Here is a 20,871-nt window from a genome sequence, read left to right as displayed (position 1 = left end):
CGGTCAGGGCAAGGGCTTCCCATCGATATCGATCAGCTCGAGCGCCGGGAAACGTTCGCGGAGCGCGCCGGCCCATTGGCTTGAATCGCCGGCGACGATGATCGTCGCCTGATCGGCACGCAGATGCGCGGCGATCGCGGCGGCGATACGCTCGGGTGAGGGGGGCGCTGACGAAGCGAGCTCGGCGGGCAGCGCGTCGAGCGGCGCGCCGCTCGCGACCAGCGTCGCCAGATAGTCGGCAAGCCCGGCAGCGCGCTCCGTCTGCCCTGACAAGCCGTTCGCAAGAAAGACGCTGCGTTCGGCCGCACGTCCTGCGTCGACCGGTTCGCTGCCAAAGCGATCGATCTGATCGAGGATCAGTCCGACCACCTCGTTTGCCGAGGCCGTCTTGGTCTGCGTCACAGCCATCAGGAGCGCGGCATCGCGGCGGCTGTCGAGCAAGCTGCCAGCGCCATAGGTGAGACCGCGCTTGACGCGGATCTCCTGCGTCAGCCAGCCTTGGAAACCGCCGCCGAGGGCGGCGTTGGCGATGCGGAGCGACGGCCAGTCCGCATCGCGCCGTCCGGCAGCGGGCAACGCGGCGATCACCGCAGCTTGCGCGACGCCGGGCATATCGACCGCGATGACACGCGGAGTGGTGGAGACCGTGCCGCGCGGCGTCGGGGAGGGGAAGGCTGTCCCGCTCCCCTTCCACGCACCGAAGCTGCGCTCGGCGAGCGCGAACCCGGCCTCGGGAGCCAGCGCGCCGGTGACGATCAGCGTTGCGGCATTCGGGCTCCAGCTCTCTCGTTGCGCGGCGGCGATGCTGTCGCGCGTTAGCGCGCCCAGACTCGCGGTCGTGGGAACTGCGCCATAGGGCGTCTTGCCGAAGATCGCGGCGGGCAGCGCGCGCATCGCGGCTTGCATCGGTTGTTTCGCGGCGACGGCGATGGCGGACATCTGCTGGCCGCGGATGCCTTCGAGTGCGTCGCCGGGGAAATCGGGATGCGTTGCGACGTCGGCAAGGATGCGCGCCGCGGCTTCGATATTGGCGGCCGGCGCGTTGACCGAAAAGACCGTCGCGTCGGCGTCCGAGCTTGCGCCGATCGTACCGCCGAGCGCCGCGATGTCGCTGGCGATCCGGTCGGCGCTGCGTCCGCCCGCGCCCTTGAGCGCCATCGCCGCTGCCATGTCGCCACGGCCGGCCTGGCCAGCGGGGTCCGCCGCATCGCCGCCGTCTATCACCAGCCGGACGCTAGCGAGCGGAACCTTCGACGATTGGGCGACGACGACGCGCAGCCCGTTGGCGAGGCGGCGCTCGGAGAGTACAGGCGCGACTGACGGGAGGGCCGCGGCGGGACCGGGGCGGGCCTCGCGGGCGCTCTCGCTTGCGATGACGACCGGCGGCTGGCTTGCCGGAGGGACCGCGGGACCCATTTTCGATACGTCGGGGGCATTGTCGCCGGTATAGCCCGCAGGACGCAGGCTTTCGTCGCGGTAGCGCAGCGTCACCCTTTTCCTGTCGTCGAGCCAGTTCTGCGCGACGCGCTGGAGGTCGGCGGGGGTCATGCGGCGGATAGCGGCGAGCCGCGCATCGGCGAGCGACGGGTCGCCGGTCAGCGCGGCGCCGCCGCCAAGCTCGTAGGCGCGGCCGCGCGCGGTCTCGCGCCGCGCAAGCGCGTCGCCGAACAGGCCGTTCTTGACCGCGTCGAGCTCGGCCGGGAGCAGCGGTGTGTCGCGAAGCCGCGCGATCTCGGCGCCAAGCGCCGCTTCGGCGTCGGCGAGGTCGCGACCCTTCGCAAGCGTCACGACGAGCGCAAAGGCATGGCCGTCGCGGGCGGGAAGGTTGTAGTTGCTGATTGCCGAGGCGACGCCCTTTTCGTCGACCAGATGGCGTCGCAGGCGCGATGCGGCACCGCGCGTGAGCACCGCCTCGATCAGATCGATCCCCGCCGCGTCGGTGTCGGCGGCGAAAGGCGCGCGCCAGGCGAAGGCAACCGCGGGCAGCGGAACGTTCGGCGCATAGGCGTCGATCGTCCGCGCCGCGACCGGACGGCCCTTCGCGGCATCGCGCGGGATCGTGCGGCCCGGCCGCGGCACCGAACCGAGGTAGCGGTCGGCCCACGCGTCGAGCTGGGCCGGATCGAAATTGCCCGAGACGACGAAGACCGCATTGTCGGGCCGGTAATAGGCTTCGTGAAACGCCTGGACGTCGGCAAGTTTGGCCTGGTCGAGATCGGCGATCGTGCCACCGATCGGGCGGGTATAGGGATGACCGTCGAACGCGAAGGCGGGAAGCAGCGTGTAGAGGATGCGCCCATAGGGCTGCGACAGGACGCGCTGACGCAGTTCCTCCTTCACGACGTCGCGTTCGGAGTGGAAGGACTTTTCGTCGATCACGAGGTTGCGGAGCCGCTCGCCCTCGAGCCACAGCATGCCCTCGAGCTGGTTCGCGGGAACGGTGATGTAGTAATCGGTATAGTCGAACAGGGTCGAGGCGTTGGTGTTGCCGCCCATTGCGTTGACCGCTTCGAGCACTCCGCCGGGCAGGTTGCGGGTCGTCTTGAACATCAGATGCTCGAACAGGTGCGCAAAGCCGCCGCGCGCCGGCGGGTCGTCGCGTTGCCCGACGTCGTACCAGATGTTGACCGAGACCGTCGCGGTGCCGGTGTCGCGGATCGCGTAAATCGTCGCGCCATTGGCGAGCACGCGCTTGGTGAAATCGAGCGGCGGGACGGCGAGCAGCGATGGCGCGGCGGTCTCGGCCTCGGTCGCCGCGGCGGATGCGAAAGGCAGCGGGCTCGCTGCGAGCAAGAGGATGGTCAGGAAACGGCGCATCGGATTTTCCTTGAGCTTTCGGGAAACGGACCCGTTTTTCAGCGGGGCAGCGATTGGCCATCCTGTCGAATCACGCGGCCGCGCTGCATGACGAAGATCGGCCTTTCGGTGACGCGGATGTCGGCGACCGGATCGCCGGGCACGGCAACGATGTCGGCCGTCTTGCCGACGCTGAGCGTCCCGATTTCGGCGTTGAGGCCGAGCAGACGCGCCGCGTTGCTCGTTCCCGCGATCAGCGCTGCCGCTGGAGGCATGCCGGCATCGACCATCAGGCCGAATTCCATCGCATTGCGGCCGTGACCGTCGGGGCGCACCGTCGCATCGGTGCCGAGCGCGATCGGTACGCCGAGGCGCAGCGCGGTCTTGAACATATCACCGTGTGCGGCCGCTGCGGCACGGGCTTTCAGGGCGATATTGGGCGGATAGCTGTCGGCGTTCTGCTTCACCCAGTCGATCGCCATGAAGGTGGGGACAAGGAAGACGCCTTTCGCCTTCATCCGCTTCAGCGTGTCTTCGGAGAGGAAGCTGCCATGCTCGATCGAATCAATCCCCGCGTCGACAGCGAGCCGCGAGGCGGTATCGCCATGCGAATGCGCCGCGACCTTGCGCCCCCAATGATGCGCTTCGCCGATCGCCGCATCGAGTTCCTCGCGCGTGAATTGCGGGACGTCCACGGGATCATAGGACAGGACGCCGCCCGATGCGCAGACCTTGATCGCGTCGGCACCCCATTTGATCTGGTTGCGCACCGCGTCGCGGCACTGGTCGGCACCGGTGCAGACGCCCTCGCGGGGAGTCAGCGGTGCGACGCGCTGCGCGGGATAGGGCGCCCGGTCGCAGCTTCCCCCAGTGGCGGTGATCGCATTGCCCGCCGCGAGGATCCGCGGTCCCGGGGTCAGGTTCGCGGCGATCGCGTTGCGGAGACCGACGTCGATGAACTCGCGCGCACCGACGTGGCGCACGGTGGTGAACCCCGCCTCAAGCGTCCGGCGGGCGTTGGCGCCCGCGTAAAAGGCCATTTCGGTCGGATTGCGCATCAACTCGTTGAGCGTCTTGCGATAATAATTTTCGTCGGGTTCGAGCGTCAGGTGCGAATGGACGTCGATGAACCCCGGCAGCAGCGTGGCATCGCCGAGGTTGATCGTCCGCGCTCCGTCGGGGATCGGCGCATCGGCTCCGACGCCGACGATTTGTCCGTTCCGCACGACGACGACGGCATCGCTGCGCATGCGTTCGCTCGTCGCGTCGAACATCCGCGCGGCGCGCAGGACGATCGTCTCCGATCCGTCCTGTGCCGACCCCGTCGCCGCCGATCCCGCGCACAGGAACAGGAGGCCGGCGGCGAGTGCGCGCGCGATGCCGTTGGCGGTTTTCCGCATCCCTGATCCCCCGCAATGTCCCGGCCAACCGGCCCCGGGATCGCTGTTCCTGATTGTACGAGCGACGACGCGCCGAATTCCGCCAGCCCGGATGGCGGATTTCGACGGTCCCACTCATCCTTGTCCTTGTCCAACGGCATTTTTCAGCGAGGTGCGCCATGTCCAATACCCGGATCGAGGGATCTTTCGTCGCGACAGTGACCCCGTTCGATAGCGCGGGGGAGATTGATTTCGGCGCCTGGCGCGCGCTTCTCGACCATCAGGAGCGACATGGCACGCGCGCGATCCTGTTCATGGGCTCGACGGGCGAGCCGTCGCTCCTCTCGCCCGAGGAAAAGAAGCGGATCATCGTCGAAACGGTGAAGATGCGGACCGGCGGCATGGCTTTTTTCTATGGCTGCACCGGCCCCTCGACCGAACAGGTGATCGAGAATGTCCGCTTCGCGGCCGCGAACGGCGCCGACGGCGCGATCATCGCCGCACCGCCCTATATCTGCGCGTCGGAAGCCGACATCGAGCAATTCTATCTCGAGGTCGCCGACGCGGTCGACCTCCCGCTCGGCATCTACAACAACCCGCCGCGCGTGAAGACCGATCTGCACTGGGATCAACTGCTACGGCTCTTCCGCCATCCCAACATCGTCATTCACAAGGAATCGACCGCGCGCGTCGGGCAGGTGGCACAAATACTCGCAGCGGCGCCCGAGGTTTCGGTTATGTGCTGCGACTCCCCCAACCTCGGCCTCGTCGTGCCGACGATGGCACTCGGAGGTCATGGAACCGCGAATATGGGAGGCAATATCGCACCTGCGGAAATGGCTGCCATCTCGGCGCCATGGGCGGGCGAGGGTGAAGCGGCGACCTTCCGCGAGCAATATCTCAAACTTTTGCCGCTGCTTCATTTCAACTATTCAGCAATCAATCCCGTCGCGGTCAAATCGCTGATGCGCGCGTGCGGTTTACCGGTGGGCGGGCTTCGCAAGCCGCTTCGCGAACTCGGCGGCGCAGAACTTGCCGCAGGACTACGCATCTTGAAAGATATCGGTCTTGCCGAAAAATATCGCTATTTCACCGGTTGAGACGGGAACGGCGATATCTGCTCGTCCGTGCGACGTCGCCCCGTGTTTCCATCGATTCAGTCCCGACCACTAGCCGCGATATCGTGCCTCGGACAAATCGAGTTCGCGGCTCAGTTTCTGTGCAACCCCGCTGCCGATGGCACGTGAACGGCCGAGACCGAGAAGCGCCTCGCGTTCGGCCTTGATCCCGACAAGCTGGAACTCGCGCACAAGCTGTTCTTCCGCCTTGCGGGCGTCGGAAAGGCCGTTGGTCCGGCTTTCGATGCGCTCGCGGTAAAAATCCATGACGCGCGCGCCGGCTGCGGCGTAGAGATCGGCTTCGCCGTGCTGCTCCGCCAGCGCATGTTGTCGTTGTTCGATCGCGCGGATCGCGGCCTCCGCCGTAGCGAGGCGGGCCGCATCTTCCTCCGCCTGCCTCGACTGGTCCGGCGGCATGACCAGTCCCCTGAGCAGCAGGGGCAATGCGACGGTGGCAAGGGCCAGTGAGACGATGATGACGCCCGCTGCCAGGAAGATCGCCAGGTCGCGCGCAGGGAAGGGGGTGCCGTCGTCAAGGGCCAGCGGCAGCGTCAGGACGCCCGCGAGTGTGATCGCCCCGCGTACGCCGGCGAACGACATCGCGGCGACCAGTCGCCAGTTGGGGCTTTGAAATTCGATATTCTTGTCGCGCTTGCGAAGGATCGTGAGCCGGAACGATATCCATACCCACAGAAAGCGAAGCGCCGCGAGGCCTGCGACGATTGCGACGATGTAGACGGCGAGCCACCAGGGCGTGCCATGACCGGTGAGCGCGACCGTCTCTTTCGCGCCGGCGAGGATGGCGGGCAGTTGCTCGCCGAGCAGCACAAAGATGATCCCGTTGAGCGCGAACTGGATCGTGTCCCATACCGAATTGCGGCGCATCCGTGTGACCGCCATCGCCTGCCGCGATATTTCGGCGAAGGTCATGGTCACGCCGGCGCTCACCGCGGCGAGGATGCCCGAGGCATGGACATGCTCGGCGAGCAGATACGAACCGAACGGGATCAGCAGGCTGACGAGGATTTGCGAACCGGTATCCTCGCCCCAGCGCTTCGTCACCCACGCCTTGGCGCGCGTGACCGACAGCGTCACCGCGACGCCGATCGCCAATCCGGCCCCCGCGACCCACAGGAAGTTGAGCGCCGCCGCGCCGGCGGAGAAGGTGCCGGTCAGCGCCGCGGCGATCGCGAAGCGCAGGCATACGAGGCCCGAGGCATCGTTCAGGAGCGATTCGCCCTCCAGTATATGCATCATCCGCTTGGGGATCGGCACGCGCGCGGCGATGGCGGACACCGCGATCGGATCGGTCGGCGACACGACGGCGGCGAGCGCGAAGGCGACCGCCATCGGCATCGCGGGGATCATCCAGTGGATGAACAGGCCCATGCCGATGACGGTCATGAGGACGAGGCCGAGGGCGAGTTCGACGACGGTCGAGAGGTCCTTCAGCAGCTCGTCCTTGGGAATGCGCCAGCCATCGAGGAACAGCAGCGGCGGCAGGAAAAGCAGCAGGAACAGTTCGGGATCAAGCTCGACGCGGTAGGAGGTCGACAGGCCGATCCCCGCGCCAAGCAGGATCTGCACCAGCGGCGTCGGCAGCGACACCGGCAGCATCCGCGATATCGCGCCGCTCACGACGACGGCGAGCAACAGGAAGAGTATGATCGATACCGTATCCAGCTATTCGCTCCTTTGGGCGGGATTGCCGCTCATCTAGAGGGCGGTTGCCGCTCCGGGCAAGCTTCACTCTTCGCGGTCGGTTCTTTCCGGCGCGCGCCGTTCCTTCGCGAACCCGTGCATGCCGAACCACCATTGCAGGGCGATGATGCCGCCCTTGGCGGGCTGGAGAAACAGGATCATCAAGCCGAGCATGAGCGGCAGGATGATCGCGGCGAGGGCGGGCAGGGACAGCTTCGTTTCCTGAACGAGCGCGATGATCACTGGCGCCATGATATGTCCGGTCAGGAAAATCGATACATAGGCCGGAAAATCGTCGGCCTGCTGATGCGTCCAGTCCTGCCTGCATGCGGAACAATGCTCCACGGGCTTGAGGAAGGCGCGAAACAGCGTCGCATCGCCGCAGCGAGGGCAGCGCCCGCAAGCGCCCCGATGGATCGCGCCCCAACCCGATTCCGGCAGCTTGGCATTCGCCGGCCCCGCCGGCGGGGCGCCTGCGGGCTTGGGCTGCTTCTTTGCCGGGATCTGGTCGAAGGGCGACGACATGAAATCGGGCATCAGCCGCATTCGCCATCGCGGAGCGGTGAAGGTTCTCCCATACCGGTCCTCGCGCCTTGGTGATCTGCATGATGATATTGCATCATCGATATATACAGCATAAGATGATGGTGTTAAGACTGATAAATGATGTATGAAACATCAAGGGGCTGATATGATCACATCGCAGCAGATGCGCGCGGCGCGCGCGCTCCTCGGGATCGACCAGCGCGAACTGGCCGAACTCGCCGGTCTTTCGCTGCCGACGATCCAGCGCATGGAAGCGTCGAACGGGCAGGTTCGCGGTGTCGTCGATACGCTGGTCAAGGTGATCGGCGCGTTCGAAGGTGCCGGCATCGAACTGCTAGGCGAATATTCGTCGAGCGTCGGGACGGGGCGCGGCGTGCGACTGCGCGAAGTTGCCGGCGCCGATCCCGGCCGGCCCGGTCGTGCGCTTCTGTCCGCCAAATTTCCGAGCCGGCCCGAAATTCGGTGAAGACCGAGGCCTATACGCCGAAACTCCTCACGGTATTTCGCGAGGGCTATTCCGCCGCCGCATTCCGCGCCGATGCGATCGCCGGCCTGACCGTCGCGATCGTCGCGTTGCCGCTCGCCATGGCGCTCGGCATCGCGAGCGGAGCGTCGCCCGACAAGGGGCTGATCACAGCCGTCGTCGCGGGTTTCCTGATCTCGGCGCTCGGCGGATCGCGCGTGCAGGTGGGCGGCCCGACGGGCGCCTTCGTCGTCGTGATCTTCAACGTCATCGCGAGCCACGGCTATGATGGCCTGTTGATCGCGACCCTGCTCGCCGGGCTCATCCTCATCGCGGCGGGCCTGCTCCGTTTCGGCCAGATGATCAAATATATCCCGCATCCGGTGGTGACCGGCTTCACCGCGGGGATCGCGGTCATCATCGCCTCGAGCCAGGTCAAGGATTTTCTCGGCCTCGCGATCGACAAGGTGCCCGCCGATTTCCTGCCCAAGTGGCAGGCTTATCTGGGGGCGCTGCCCAGCGCGAACTGGGCCGCGATCGGCGTCGGCGGCGGCGCGCTCGCGATCATTATTGCGCTCCGCAAATTCGCGCCGCGGCTGCCGGGTTTACTGATCGCGGTGATCGCGACCTCGCTCGCCGCCCCGCTTCTGAATCTTCCTGTCGATACGATCGGATCGCGCTTTCCTGATATACCGGCCGGGCTCCCGGTGCCGTCGTTTCCCGACATCTCGCTCGCCAAGATCAATGCCGTCCTGCCATCGGCCTTCACGATCGCCTTCCTCGCCGGGATCGAAGCGCTGCTGTCGGCGGTCGTAGCCGACGGCATGGCAGGGACGCGGCATCGCTCGAACCAGGAACTGATCGGGCAGGGCGTCGCCAATCTCGGCTCGGCTCTGTTCGGCGGCCTCCCGGCCACCGGAGCGATCGCGCGCACCGCGACCAATATCCGGTCGGGTGCGAAGACGCCGGTCGCGGGCATGATGCACGCGGCCTTTCTGCTCGTCTTCATTCTCTTCGGCACGGACCTGATGGCCTATGTGCCGATGGCGGCGCTCGCCGCGATCCTGTTCATGGTCGCCTGGGGCATGAGCGAGTATCAGCGCTTCCTCGCACTGCTGCGAATGCCGAACAGCGACCGGGCGGTGCTGCTGATCACCTTCGGATTGACGATCCTCGTCGATCTGACGGTGGCGATCGCGGTCGGGGTGACGCTTGCGTCGCTGCTGTTCATGGCGCGTATGGCCGAGGCGGTCGAGGTCGATCGAAGCGGCCGGCGCGACGCCGAACTCGATGCCGAAGATCTCGACCAGCGCGACGATCTGCCGCCCGGGGTCGAGGTGTTCCGGATCGCCGGTCCCTTCTTTTTCGGGGTCGCGGGCGAGCTGCTCGACACGCTGCGCCGCGTCGGGCAGTCGCCGCGCGTCATCATCTTGCGCATGCGTCTCGTGCCGCTGCTCGATGCGAGCGGCGCGCAGGCGCTCGGGGAGTTTGTCGAACAGGCCCGGCTGGCGGGCGCGCGGGTGATTGTCTCGGGCGTTCAGCCCCAGCCACGGGCGATGCTCGGGCGGATCGGCCTTGGCGAAGCGGCGGGTCGCATCTCCTATGCGGCCGATTATGCGGGCGCGCAGGCGCTCGCGGTCGATCTGGCGGACGCGAAATGACGGCGGCCCCCGTGTGCGGCAGGCCATTCGCACGCGCCGCTTCTCGATCGGCCGGCGGCCGGGAAAACCCAATTCTGACCAAGTCTGGAGAATGAAATGAGTGACAACGACGACTATGTCTATGACGAGGAAAGCGGCGAGTGGATGCCGGCGTCGGAGCTTGCGGAACGCAAGGCCGCAGCCTCGCAGGTCGAGGTTCGCGACGCGGTCGGGAACCTGCTCCAGGATGGCGACAGCGTCGCACTGATCAAGGATCTCGAGGTCAAGGGCGCCGGCAAGACGCTCAAGGTGGGGACGGTCATCAAGTCGATCCGTCTGACGGGCGATCCGCAGGAGATCGATTGCCGTCACGAAAGCATCAAGGGCCTCGTGCTGCGCGCCGAGTTCGTGCGCAAGCGCTAGTTTTTCCGCTTGCGAAGCCTTGTCGTGGCGGCAGCTGCGCGTGGCTCGTAGCCGGGCCGATCGGTTGGAGCCGCAAAGTTCCGCGGCCCTGCCGGGGCCGGATCGACCGGGTTTCGCGATGACGTTCCACCACAATCCCGAGAAACGGAACTTGCGACATGATTTCCCAGAATCTCAAACCGACCGCACGGAACAGCCGCTTCTATCTGGCTCGCATGCAGGCGTGTCAGACGGAAGCGAACGAGGCGTCGCTTCCGAATGTACGGGACCGGGCCCTTCGTGCGGCCGTTGCATGGCGCGAGATGTACCAGAAGGCACTACAGTTCGAGCAGCGGCTAAACCAATGATCCCGGCTGCGGCGATCATGACCCGGACGGGGTTTGTCTGGCGTTCGGAGGCGACCGGCAGCCTGCCCTTCGGACAATCGACACATTCTTGCGGGAGGTGCGCATGACGATATTCCTGATCATTCTCGTCTCCGTCTTGCTTCTCGCCCTGTTTATCGGCGTCACCATTGCGGGCGGACGATCGCATGATCGGCAGAACGAGCGCCGCGACCATGACAGATAGGTCCGCGGAAGATTTCGAGGTCGAGAGCGAAATCGCTTGCGAACTCGAAACAGGGACGGTTTGCCGGAGCATCGATCAAGCGGAAACGGAGCTCGATCGCTTTCTCGATCATCTCGACGATATCGACCGCGAACAGCGTTATTTCGAACGATATGGGACCGAACATCATCGCGCGTCTCCGATGGAGCCGGGCGAACTCGCCGCCCCGCTCGTCTTCGAGCTGGGCAATATACGGAGCCTCCTCGCAAACTGGGCTTTCGTGCAAAGCGCGATGAGTATCGACGATCCGGACATGTTGATCCTCGACTATACGCGCCGGATGATGGGGTTCCTCCTGTTCCATCCCTCTCCGGGGACCATCGAGATCATCGGGCTCGGCGGCGGATCGCTGGCAAAATACTGCCACCGATATCTTCCGGAGGCGTCGATCGTCGCGGTCGAGATCGACCCCGACGTCATCGCGGTTCGGGAGCAATTCTTCATGCCGCCCGAGAGCGAGCGCTTCGAGATCGTCTGCGACGATGGCGCGGAATTCGTCGCGCGGGATCCGGGGCGCTGCGACATTCTGCTGGTCGATGGTTTCGACAAGGACGGACAGCCGGCCCAGCTTTGCTCTTCGGAATTTTATCGCGATTGCCGTTCGCGGCTGAACCCTGGCGGCATCCTCGTCGTCAATCTATGCGACGATCATTGGAAGCACGGCGCCATCCTGTCGCGCATAAGGGGGTGTTTCGGAGCCACGATCGATCTTCCCTCAAGAATAGGAATGAACCGGATCATATTCGCGTTCAGGGATGGGCGGCCTTCGGACCTCGACGCGCTTTTGCAGAATGCCCTGGATCTCGATCACGCCCATCCCATGTCATTTCTGTCGTTGGCCGATGAAATTGCGGGCGGGGTCAAATCGCTCGATCACGGGCCTGCCGATGGCATCGACAGCGGCTTTGACGGGGTCCAGTCCCTCTCGATGGCTTCTCTCTGGTCGGCTGGCTGAATTCGGGCAGCTATCGCCGTCCATCACAAACCCTCTCGTGTCGCACAGACGCGCTCGAAGTTCGTTCAACCGCACGAACATGACGTTCGCCTTCTCCGCTTGGCGTCCGGCTGCACGCTGACGACGATCGGCCGCCTTTCGCTCCAATCGGCTGACGCTGCACGGTAGCACTCCCCCGATCAAAGGGGAGAAATCATGATCGAGGCCACGAAAGCCATCGCCGCCCAGGGCTCGGCGATGCCAGTCAAGGCGGTGCTGATCGGGGGACTTGCGGGCGGGGCGCTCGACCTCGGCTTTGCATTTACCTCCTGGGCGCTCAGAGGCGTTGCGCCCGTCGATATTCTGAGGGGTATCGCGTCGGGCATGCTGGGTCCGGCGGCCCGGACCGGCACTGCGCCCGTCGCGCTTGGCCTGGCGAGCCATTTTCTGCTCTCCTTCCTGTTTGCGGCGGCGTTCGTCTCCATCATCACGCGGATCGAGTTCGCCGGGCGGCAATCGCCGTGGCTCGCCGGACCGCTCTACGGAGTCGGCGTCTATTTTGTGATGAACCGTATCGTCCTGCCGCTCTCCAACTTCGCGGTTCCCGCCGGCGGCATGCCACTGAGCCTCGCCGATCTGGCTTCGCACATGTTCCTCTTCGGTCTTCCGATCGCGCTCGCGGCGCATCGGTGGGCAGGGGGCGCTTCATAAAGACATAAGATCAACAGGGAGTATCAATATGTTGGGCATATTTCGAACGCGTCATTACCTGCTTTCCACCACATTGCTGGGAAGTGTCGCCTGTGCGGTACCCGTCCATGCGCAGGACATGGCCGGCCAAGATACGGTGGTGGAGGATGCGTCGCAGACGATCGTGGTGACCGGGTCGCGCATCCAGAATCCCAACCTTGAGCAGTCGAGCCCTGTTCAGGTCGTCGGCGAGAACGAGATCGGACTTCGTCAGGCGACCAATGCGGAGGAACTCATCGGCGATCTTCCGGGCGTGTCGCCCGGCGCCAACAGCGCCGTCAACAATGGCGGCGCGGGCTTCGCGTCGCTGAACCTGCGCGGCGTCGGCACCAACCGCAACCTCGTGCTGCTCGACGGGACGCGGCTGGTCCCCTCTTCGCTGCTCAGCGAGACCGATCTCAATATCATTCCCGTCGCGCTGATCGAGCGCGCCGAGATCGTTACCGGTGGCGCTTCGTCGGTCTATGGCGCCGACGCGATCGCAGGGGTCGCGAACTTCATAACCAAGCGCGACTTCTCGGGCGCCGAACTTGCCAGCACGGTCGGCATCACCGAACGCGGTGACGGGGCGCGCTACCGCTTCGATTTGACCGTCGGAGCGAATTTCGACGACGACCGGGGTAATGCGGTGCTCAGCGTCGGTTATCAGCAGGTCGAACCGGTGTCGCAGGGCGATCGCGCCGTTTCCCGCGACACCTATTTTCTCGACGGCAGCAAGATCGGTTCGGGAACAACGACGCCGACGCGCATCAACAATCGCATCTACAATCCGGCAGATGGCGCGTTGCGCGATTATGTGGGTTCGCGCGACGCCTATAATTTCGCGCCCGACAATTATTTCCAGACCCCGCTCGAACGCTATAACCTGTTCGGTGCGGCGCATTACGAAGTGACCGATGGTGTCGAAGTCTATGCCAAGGGCATGTTCACCCGGTCGAAAGTCCAACTGAGTCTCGCATCGTCGGGGATGTTCGGCGACACTTGGATGCTGCCGCTGAACAATCCTTTCATGCCCGAGGCCGTCCGTTCGGAAGTTTGCGCGTCCAACGCGATCTCGGCGGCCGACTGTGCTGCAGCCGGCGCCGCGGCAGGGCCGACCGACCCGGACTACCGTGAGGTTGCGACGACGATCAATCGCCGCTTCATCGAAATGGGGCCGCGCATCCGCAATCTGACGACCAACCAGTTCCAGGTCTGGGCCGGCGTTCGCGGGTCGATCACCGAGACGCTGAAATTCGATGTCTACGGCCTCCACGGCGAATCCGACCGCAAGAACAGTAACCTCGGCTGGGGCCTGAAGTCGCGGGTTCAGCAGGCGCTGCGGGCCGTCAGCGAGACCGAATGCGCCGATACCTCGAACGGCTGCGTCCCGATCAATCTTTTCGGCGACGGCACCGATATTTCGCCTGAGTCCATCGCCTTTTTCAACCAGCCGGCGGGTGCGACGATCAGCACCAGCCTGTCGGTCGTCAACGGAAGCCTGTCCGGCGAGGTCGCCAATTTTCTCGCCGGCGAAACGCCGATCGGCTTCGCGCTGGGTGCCGAGTACCGCCGTTATGGCGCGTCGCAGGTTGCAGATGTCGCCTTCGGGACGCAGGACGAGGTGCTGGGGACGGGCGCGCCGTCGCCGTCCTTCTCGGGCCGCTATAGCGTGAAGGAAGTCTTCGGCGAGCTGATCGTCCCGATCGTCGAAGATGTGCCGGGCATCTACAGCCTGACCGCCGAAGCGGGCATTCGCCTGTCGGATTATTCGAACACGGGCACGAGTACGACGTGGAAGGCGGGCGGGACATGGGAGCCGTTCCGCGGCTACAAGATCCGCGGTATCTACCAGCATTCGGTTCGCTCGCCGAATATCTCGGAGCTCTACACGCCGGTAACGACGGGCCTGTCGAATTTGCCGGAAGACCCTTGTCAGGGAACCAACCCGGTCGGAAATGCCGCGCTGACCGCAATCTGTATCGCGCAAGGCGCGCCCGCGGGGCGGATCGGCAGCATCCCCGAACCCTCGGCTGGCCAGATCAACCTGACGAGCGGCGGCAACCCCGATCTCGGTGTCGAGGTCGCGAATTCCTACACCATCGGGCTCGTCGCGACCCCGCCGCAGATCCCCGGCCTCGCGATCACCGCCGACTATTATCATATCAAGGTCAGCGACGCGATCACCCTGCCGACGCCCGACGACATCTTCGGCCCCTGCTTCGACGAGGGCGACGCGGCGGCCTGCGCGCTCATTCGCCGCAATCCGCTCAACGGGTCGCTCAATGGCGGCGGCGACACTCCGGGGCTGATCGCCGTGCTCACCAACCAGGGAACGATCGTGACCTCGGGCATTGACCTTCGCGTCGCCTATGGCATGTCGACGGGCTTCGGGCGGCTGAGTTTCGACATGACGGGCAACTGGACCGAGCGGTCGAAGTTTCAGGCATCACCCACCGGGCTCAACCGGGAATGCGTCGGCCAGTATAGCGCGAACTGCGGCTTCTTCGCCGGCGAGATTACGCCCAAGCTGAGCTTCAACATGCGTGCGACCGCGCAGATCGACGATTTCGGGGATATTTCGTTGCTGTGGCGCTGGCTCGACGGTGTCGACTATGAACGCATCCTGGACGCCGACGGGATCGAGCCCGACTATCTGCATATTCCCAGCTACAGCTATTTGGATCTCACCTACCGCGCGAAGGTCGCCGATATCTTCACCCTGACGCTGTCGGTGCAGAATCTGCTCGACAAGGATCCGCCGCTGGTCAGCAACTATGTCGGAACGACGTCACTGAACTCGGGTAACACCTATCCGACCACCTATGATGTTCTCGGGCGGCGCTACAGTGTCACCGCGAGGTTGCGCTTCTAGGTCGTTTCCGGCGCCGGGGATCAGTCCCCTCCGGCGCCGCCCCGGGGTGTGCGGATGAAGGCGGCATCCTTTGTCCGCACATCGCCTTTCCCGTTCCGGCACCCCGGGATGCGGGCGAACGCACGATATCCGTAGCCGAACGTCCGTCGACAGCCCGCTGCCTTCCTGCGATAACCGGATCATGAACCAGGTCGCGGCCTTCACCTCGTCCGATATCTACGAAGTCGCCCCGACCGGTCGCGGCGACAGCCTGGCAATCCGCAAGCGCCACGCAATCCTCTGGCTGACCGGCGCATTCTGGGGCCTGCACGCGCTGGCTTTGTGGGTCGCCGATCTGCTCGACCGGCATCCGCACCTGCTGAAGGCGGCGGCGGTGCGGATCGGGCTCACCCTGATCGGCCTTGCTCTTTGCTACGCCATCCACATCATCCTGCAAAAGCTGAACGGGCGCGCCTGGCGCAGAAAGGCGCCGATCGTCCTTTTGGCTTCGCTCGTCGCCGCCGAGCTGTTCGCCTGGTGCAGCTATTTCGCTCTGGCCTATGCCAAGGGTACTCCGATCCATGTCGCGATCGAAGGCAGCGGCGTGATCCGCACCCTCGTCCCCTGGACCTGGTTCTTTCTGGCTTGGGTCGGTCTCTATCTGGCGGTCCAATATGGCTTCGAAGCGCGTGAGGAGGAACGCAGGTCGGCGCGTCTCAGAAGCATGGCGCAATCGGCCAAGCTTCAGGCCCTCCATTACCAGATCAATCCGCATTTCCTGTTCAACAGTTTCAATTCGGTATCGGCGCTCATCCTCGATGGCCGGGCGGAGGACGCGAATGCGATGGTCGAGCGATTGGCGAGCTTCTTCCGCGTGAACCTCGCGACCGACCCGGAGATCGATATCTCGCTGGCGGAAGAGATTGCGCTCCAGACCACCTATCTGGAAATCGAGCAGGCCCGCTATCCCGATCTCGAGTTTCGCATCGATTTGCCGGAGGCGCTCGGGCCTGCTGCGATACCGGCCTTTCTTTTGCAGCCGCTGGTCGAAAATGCTGTCAAGCACGGCGGGGCTTCGGGGGCCGGCGCCACGTTCATCGCCATTTCGGCCCGGGAGGATAGCGAGACCCTACGCATTGTCGTCGCGAACAGCTGCTCGACGATCGCCCATCAAAGATGCGTTTCGGGAACGGGGACCGGCTTGCGGAATGTCCGGGAGCGATTGTCCAGCCGGTTTGGAACAAGAGCGAGGCTGGCGACCGAGCGGCTCGGTACGTCCGGGTTTCAGGTGACGCTCGCGATGCCGCTGAGCTATCGGGCATGACGATATCGGTCCTGACCGTCGACGACGAGCCGCTGGCGCTTCGCCGCCTCGAGCTGATTCTGGCGAAGATTCCCGACGTCGACCATGTCGGATCGGCCGGTGGTTGCGGCAAGGCGCTCGAAATGATCGCCGAGGCGAGACCCGACGTGGTGCTGCTCGATATCAAGATGCGAGACGGAACAGGTTTCGATGTCCTCGATCGACTTCCGGCGGACCGGCATCCCGGCATCATTTTCACGACCGCCTTCGATCATTTCGCCGTCCAGGCGTTCGAAACGCATGCCATCGACTATATTCTGAAGCCGGTCGAAGCCGGGCGCCTGCGGATCGCGATCGATCGATCGCGGCAAAGTCTTGCTGCGGCGGATGCTCGCGAGCAGATCGAGCAGATGCGCGCCGTGATCGACGATCTGCGCGCGGGCTATCATGGCCGGACTTCGTCGCCGCGAGATGACGAGCTCTGGCTCCGCTCGGCGGCGGGTGCGCTGACCTGCGTCCAGCGAGGCGATATCGAAATGGTCACCGCCGAAGACGACTATGTCCGGCTCCATACGGCTTCGGCCTCCTACCTGATCCGCGGGTCGATCAAGGCAACGCAAGCAAATCTCTGCCTGTCCGACGAGGAATTCGTCCGCGTGCATCGGCGCACGCTTCTGCGTCGCGGATCGATGGTCGGCGTTCGGCGCTCGGCCGAGCTTGGAGTCCGTATTCGGCTCCGGGATGGCACCGAAGTCGCCGCAGGCCGGGTCTATGCCAGGAAATTGCTCCGCTCGCTGCCGGCGATCGGTTGAATGTCGGCGGCGCACATCCGCCCGATGCTGACGAGGGGCAGCAAGCGGCAGCGCGGAATTCGGCGCCGCGAACGGGGAAATTCGAGAGCCAGCCCAATTCCGGCCCTTTGCCGGCGGAATCGCCAAATTCAGACGAAGGACTGATCATGCGGACTATCCTCCTCCTGCTCTCCGCCATCTATATGGCTCTGGTCGGGTGCGCCCTGATATTTCTGCCCCGGCAGTTCGGAACAGGCGCCGTCCCCGCGGACGCATCGCCGGAACTCATCGCGCTGCTGCGTCTGCTGGGTGGCCCGTTTCTGGGTATCGCGGTACTGAACTGGCTTACCCGTCGTCTCGACACCGGGTTCGTGCTTCGCCCGATCCTCCTCGCCAACCTCGTCGGCTTCGGTGCCGTGGCCCTGAATGATCTGTGGGGTGTCGTGAGCGGCGAGGCGCGCGAGATCGCGAAGCTTTTCCTCGTGATCCATTCTCTCTTCGCCCTGTCGTTTCTGCTCGCTCTCAAACCGGACAGGTCCGACCCATGCTGATATTGCCGATGTCGTTCGCTAGCTGGCCGTGACACGGCCAAGGCCGACCTCGTTGCCATCCGGATCGTAGTACATCACCTTGCGGACATTCTCCGCCGGTATTTCCTCCTTGTCGAAGGTGATGCCGCGCATGCTGATGTCTTCGACCAACCCTTCGAGATCGTCACAAATGATCGTCAGGACCGATCGTCCGGCGCGGGCCGGCTCAACGATGATGTAAATCCACCGGTGATCGGCGATAGCCCAGACCGCTTCCCGGTCATTGGGCAAGAAACTCGGCGGAGCACCCAGGAGCCGCTCGTACCATTTAAGCGATGCCTGGAGATCGTTCACGGCGATTCCCGAAAACAGCTCCGTGCCTCTCCCGCCCAGCGCCAACTCGTCTTTCGCCATCGGATCGTCCTTCTCGATACCCTCCCGGGTTGAACCGACATGAACTCCATCGGTTGCACTTACGGCGCGCAGCATCCTGTTGCGCCGCCGAAGCGAGCGCGCGTCTCGCCCAGCGAGAACAAACCTGTGCGGCGCAGATGTAGCCGCGATAGCCTCGCCGGCGATCAGCATGGGCGAGCCGGAGCCCGGCCCATGAAATCCGAAACGGAATGATTTTGCTGGGCCCAGGGCGACCGGATATCAGTGCTGACGGGTGTCGCGGTCTATAGTGCGTTCGCACGCTCTCGATTTCGATCCGCAAAGCTCGATAGTGTCGACTGCATTCGTGATTCGCCGATCGACCGCGTCTCGGCCGCGCGTGGCGAATACCGGCGTTGACGCGTCCCGTGGCGATCAAGGCCGAGATTAATGCCGCGTGCGAACATCTCGTTCTCCGGCGGGACGCTTCATCAGTCTGGTACGACTGCCGGTTGCCATGGCCGCGCCCGTAACGCGTGCACGGTTTCGCTGACAGGAAACTGACGAGCGCCAACGTCCTCCCGTCAGCTAGCCGAATGCAAGGTGCGCCCCGATCCGGACATCTTGTCCGCAAGTCAGGGGAATGAAATTGCGCAATCACCGGTTTTTGCTCGGCGCGGCCATCCTGCTACCGGCCGCTTATCCTGTGTCCTCCGCCAGTGCTGCTGAAGACACCGGCCAGAGTGCAACCGTCTACGCGAGCGACTTTTTTGCACGGGTGCAACCCACGAACGCCTATGACATGGTCACCCAGCTTCCGGGCTTCCGTCTGATCGAAGGCGACGCGGAAGTACGGGGCTATTCAGGGGCAGCAGGAAACATCCTGATCGACGGCCAGCGGCCGGCGGGCAAGGCCGAGACGCTAGAGACGCTCCTCAAGCGCATTCCGGCAGCGCGTGTCGCGCGCATCGAGCTCATCCGAGCTGGGAGGGCAGGCTACGACATGCAGGGATATGCTCTGCTCGCGAATGTGATTCTCGCTTCGGGCGGCAAAATCGGAGGGCGCATCGAGGGCGAATATGCGGTCTATCGCCATGGATATCGGGCGCCGCGCGGGTCGGCCCAGATCGAGCTCGACCGGAACGGCCGGGTGATCACGCTATTTGGTGCCGCCTATCGCGAGATCGACGATGAACATGGCTTCGGGACGCGAAACCGCTTCGCCGAAGATGGAACCCCGATCCGGCTCTCAAGCTATTTTCAGCCCGAGGGCACCGACGTCCTCGAAGGCACGATCGCCTATCGCACACCCCTTCTGGGAGGTACGCTCCGCCTCAATGGACTCATCCAGGACAAGCGGATGTTCGCCGATATCGGCTATGACATCGTCGTCCCGGCGCCGGAAACCATCCGCGGCAGCGAGCGCAACCATACGCGCACCTATGAGGCAGGGCTTCGATACGAGCGGCCGCTCGGCGCTGCGAGCGACTTCGAGCTCATCGGCAATTACCGATCGGTGGCGAAGCTCGGCATCGACCGCGAGACGACGGCATCGGGAAGCGACCGTTCGGACGAGAGTTCGGACAGCAGTGAGAGCATCCTGCGCGCGGCATTCCGTCACCGGACTGGCTCGCTCGCGCTCGAGGTCGGGGCCGAGGGAGCCATCAATATTCTCGACAGCTCGAATCTGCTCTTCGAGGATGACGTGGCCGTCCCTCTTCCCAATTCGAACGTCCGCGTCGAGGAACATCGCGCCGAGTTCTTCACCAACGCGACGTGGACGCTGAACAGCCGTCTTACCGCCGAGACCGGCCTGCGCTTCGAGACATCGAGGCTCGCGCAGTCGGGCGACACCGACCTCTCAAAATCGCTTGCCTTCTGGAAGCCGCGCGCGCGGCTGAATTGGTCGCTTTCGAAGAGCGACCAGCTTCGCTTCCTCATCGAGCGTGAGGTGGGGCAGCTCGATTTCGAGGATTTCGTCGGTGCGGCGTCGCTCAACAGTGGAACGATCAGCGCCGGTAACCAGGATCTCGAGCCCGACAGCCGATGGCGTGCCGAGGCGACCTACGAGCATCGCTTCGGATCGGGATCGCTCGTCTTTTCCGCGCGCCGCGAATGGATATCGGATCTCGTCGATCAGCTTCCGATCGTGTCGAACGGGGAAATCTATGACGCGGTCGGGAACATCGGATCGGCGCGCCAGGACGAGATCGAGGCGGCGATCAAATGGCCTCTCGATGATCTGGGGCTCAAGGGTGTGATCCTGACGGGCGATATCGTGGCGCGGCGGAGCCGCGCGACCGATCCGTCGACGGGCGAGCGCCGCCGCATCTCGGGCGAAGGACCCGTCGAAGGCAAGATCGCGCTCACCCACGACATTCCCGCATGGAAGCTACGCTGGGGCGGCACGCTCGTGCTTGCCGAAACCGAGACGAGCTACAAGGTTCGCGAGATCGAGGCCGACCGCCTCGGCGCGCGGCTCGATCTCTTTGTCGAATACAAGCCGGACGCGAACTGGACCTTCCGGCTCTTCGGCCGAAATCTTACCGACAGCCCGGCGACGCGGACCCGGGAAATCTACACCGGCGTGCGTGGTGCCAGTCCGTTTCGCTACAGCGAAATCCGCACGCTGCGAAGCGGCCCCTATGTCGGGCTGACCATCCAGCGCAACTTTGGCGTTTGA

16 protein-coding genes are annotated in these 20,871 nt (G+C 64.5%); 11 read left to right on the top strand and 5 right to left on the bottom strand.

Translation table 11 applies throughout. The annotated features are described in order from the left end of the window. Positions 1 to 3: 3 nt before the first annotated feature. The gene (locus tag JHC57_RS01355; RefSeq protein ID WP_294027995.1) at positions 4 to 2,817 is read right to left on the bottom strand and encodes a pitrilysin family protein; all 2,814 of its coding nucleotides are present in this window, start codon (positions 2,815 to 2,817) and stop codon (positions 4 to 6) included. 38 nt (positions 2,818 to 2,855) lie between these two features. Beyond that, positions 2,856 to 4,196 carry an amidohydrolase family protein gene (locus tag JHC57_RS01350; protein WP_294027994.1) on the bottom strand — a complete coding sequence of 447 codons (1,341 nt, stop codon included), beginning with the start codon at positions 4,194 to 4,196 and terminating at the stop codon, positions 2,856 to 2,858. A gap of 158 nt (positions 4,197 to 4,354) precedes the next feature. Here JHC57_RS01350 and JHC57_RS01345 point away from each other — a divergent pair, with 158 nt between their 5' ends. Beyond that, complete coding sequence (locus JHC57_RS01345) at positions 4,355 to 5,275, top strand: 4-hydroxy-tetrahydrodipicolinate synthase (RefSeq protein WP_294027993.1); 921 nt, start codon at positions 4,355 to 4,357, stop codon at positions 5,273 to 5,275. 69 nt (positions 5,276 to 5,344) lie between these two features. On the opposite strand, the gene JHC57_RS01340 is transcribed toward JHC57_RS01345, so the two are convergent. Next, the gene (locus JHC57_RS01340) at positions 5,345 to 6,976 is read right to left on the bottom strand and encodes a Na+/H+ antiporter (protein WP_294028052.1); all 1,632 of its coding nucleotides are present in this window, start codon (positions 6,974 to 6,976) and stop codon (positions 5,345 to 5,347) included. Positions 6,977 to 7,039: 63 nt separating this feature from the next. Continuing rightward, positions 7,040 to 7,531: a DUF983 domain-containing protein gene (locus tag JHC57_RS01335; protein WP_294027991.1), complete on the bottom strand. Its 492-nt coding sequence runs from the start codon at positions 7,529 to 7,531 to the stop codon at positions 7,040 to 7,042. Between the two features lie 154 nt (positions 7,532 to 7,685). Between JHC57_RS01335 and JHC57_RS01330 the strand changes: the two genes are divergently transcribed. The 9 genes from JHC57_RS01330 (at position 7,686) to JHC57_RS01290 (ending at position 17,837) form a co-directional block, all read left to right on the top strand. After that, positions 7,686 to 8,006: a helix-turn-helix transcriptional regulator gene (locus JHC57_RS01330; protein WP_294027989.1), complete on the top strand. Its 321-nt coding sequence runs from the start codon at positions 7,686 to 7,688 to the stop codon at positions 8,004 to 8,006. Next, complete coding sequence (gene sulP, locus JHC57_RS01325; protein ID WP_294027988.1) at positions 8,003 to 9,664, top strand: SulP family inorganic anion transporter; 1,662 nt, start codon at positions 8,003 to 8,005, stop codon at positions 9,662 to 9,664. Before JHC57_RS01330 ends, sulP begins: the two co-directional genes overlap by 4 nt. Positions 9,665 to 9,760: 96 nt before the next feature. Next, on the top strand, positions 9,761 to 10,066 hold the full coding sequence (locus tag JHC57_RS01320) for an alkylphosphonate utilization protein (protein ID WP_294027986.1): 306 nt from the start codon (positions 9,761 to 9,763) through the stop codon (positions 10,064 to 10,066). A 559-nt stretch (positions 10,067 to 10,625) separates the two neighbouring features. Next, positions 10,626 to 11,630 carry a fused MFS/spermidine synthase gene (locus JHC57_RS01315; RefSeq protein ID WP_294027984.1) on the top strand — a complete coding sequence of 335 codons (1,005 nt, stop codon included), beginning with the start codon at positions 10,626 to 10,628 and terminating at the stop codon, positions 11,628 to 11,630. Positions 11,631 to 11,825: 195 nt separating this feature from the next. Next, positions 11,826 to 12,320: a hypothetical protein gene (locus JHC57_RS01310; protein WP_294027982.1), complete on the top strand. Its 495-nt coding sequence runs from the start codon at positions 11,826 to 11,828 to the stop codon at positions 12,318 to 12,320. Between the two features lie 28 nt (positions 12,321 to 12,348). Continuing rightward, positions 12,349 to 15,213: a TonB-dependent receptor gene (locus JHC57_RS01305; protein WP_294027980.1), complete on the top strand. Its 2,865-nt coding sequence runs from the start codon at positions 12,349 to 12,351 to the stop codon at positions 15,211 to 15,213. A gap of 181 nt (positions 15,214 to 15,394) precedes the next feature. Then, the gene (locus tag JHC57_RS01300; RefSeq protein ID WP_294027978.1) at positions 15,395 to 16,516 is read left to right on the top strand and encodes a histidine kinase; all 1,122 of its coding nucleotides are present in this window, start codon (positions 15,395 to 15,397) and stop codon (positions 16,514 to 16,516) included. Beyond that, a complete protein-coding gene (locus JHC57_RS01295; protein ID WP_294027976.1) occupies positions 16,513 to 17,307 on the top strand; it encodes a LytTR family DNA-binding domain-containing protein in 795 nt (264 codons plus the stop codon). Before JHC57_RS01300 ends, JHC57_RS01295 begins: the two co-directional genes overlap by 4 nt. 146 nt (positions 17,308 to 17,453) lie before the next feature. Continuing rightward, positions 17,454 to 17,837 carry a hypothetical protein gene (locus JHC57_RS01290; protein ID WP_294027975.1) on the top strand — a complete coding sequence of 128 codons (384 nt, stop codon included), beginning with the start codon at positions 17,454 to 17,456 and terminating at the stop codon, positions 17,835 to 17,837. Between the two features lie 18 nt (positions 17,838 to 17,855). On the opposite strand, the gene JHC57_RS01285 is transcribed toward JHC57_RS01290, so the two are convergent. After that, entirely contained in the window at positions 17,856 to 18,305 is a 450-nt protein-coding gene (locus tag JHC57_RS01285; protein ID WP_294027973.1) for a VOC family protein, read from the bottom strand. A gap of 526 nt (positions 18,306 to 18,831) precedes the next feature. Between JHC57_RS01285 and JHC57_RS01280 the strand changes: the two genes are divergently transcribed. Next, positions 18,832 to 20,871, top strand: a complete 2,040-nt coding sequence (locus JHC57_RS01280) for a TonB-dependent receptor (RefSeq protein ID WP_294027971.1) — start codon at positions 18,832 to 18,834, stop codon at positions 20,869 to 20,871.

It is taken from the genome of Sphingopyxis sp. (assembly GCF_016463645.1).
Taxonomy (GTDB): domain Bacteria; phylum Pseudomonadota; class Alphaproteobacteria; order Sphingomonadales; family Sphingomonadaceae; genus Sphingopyxis.
Note: the sequence above shows the minus strand (reverse complement) of the source record. Positions and strands in the feature narration are given on the sequence as shown.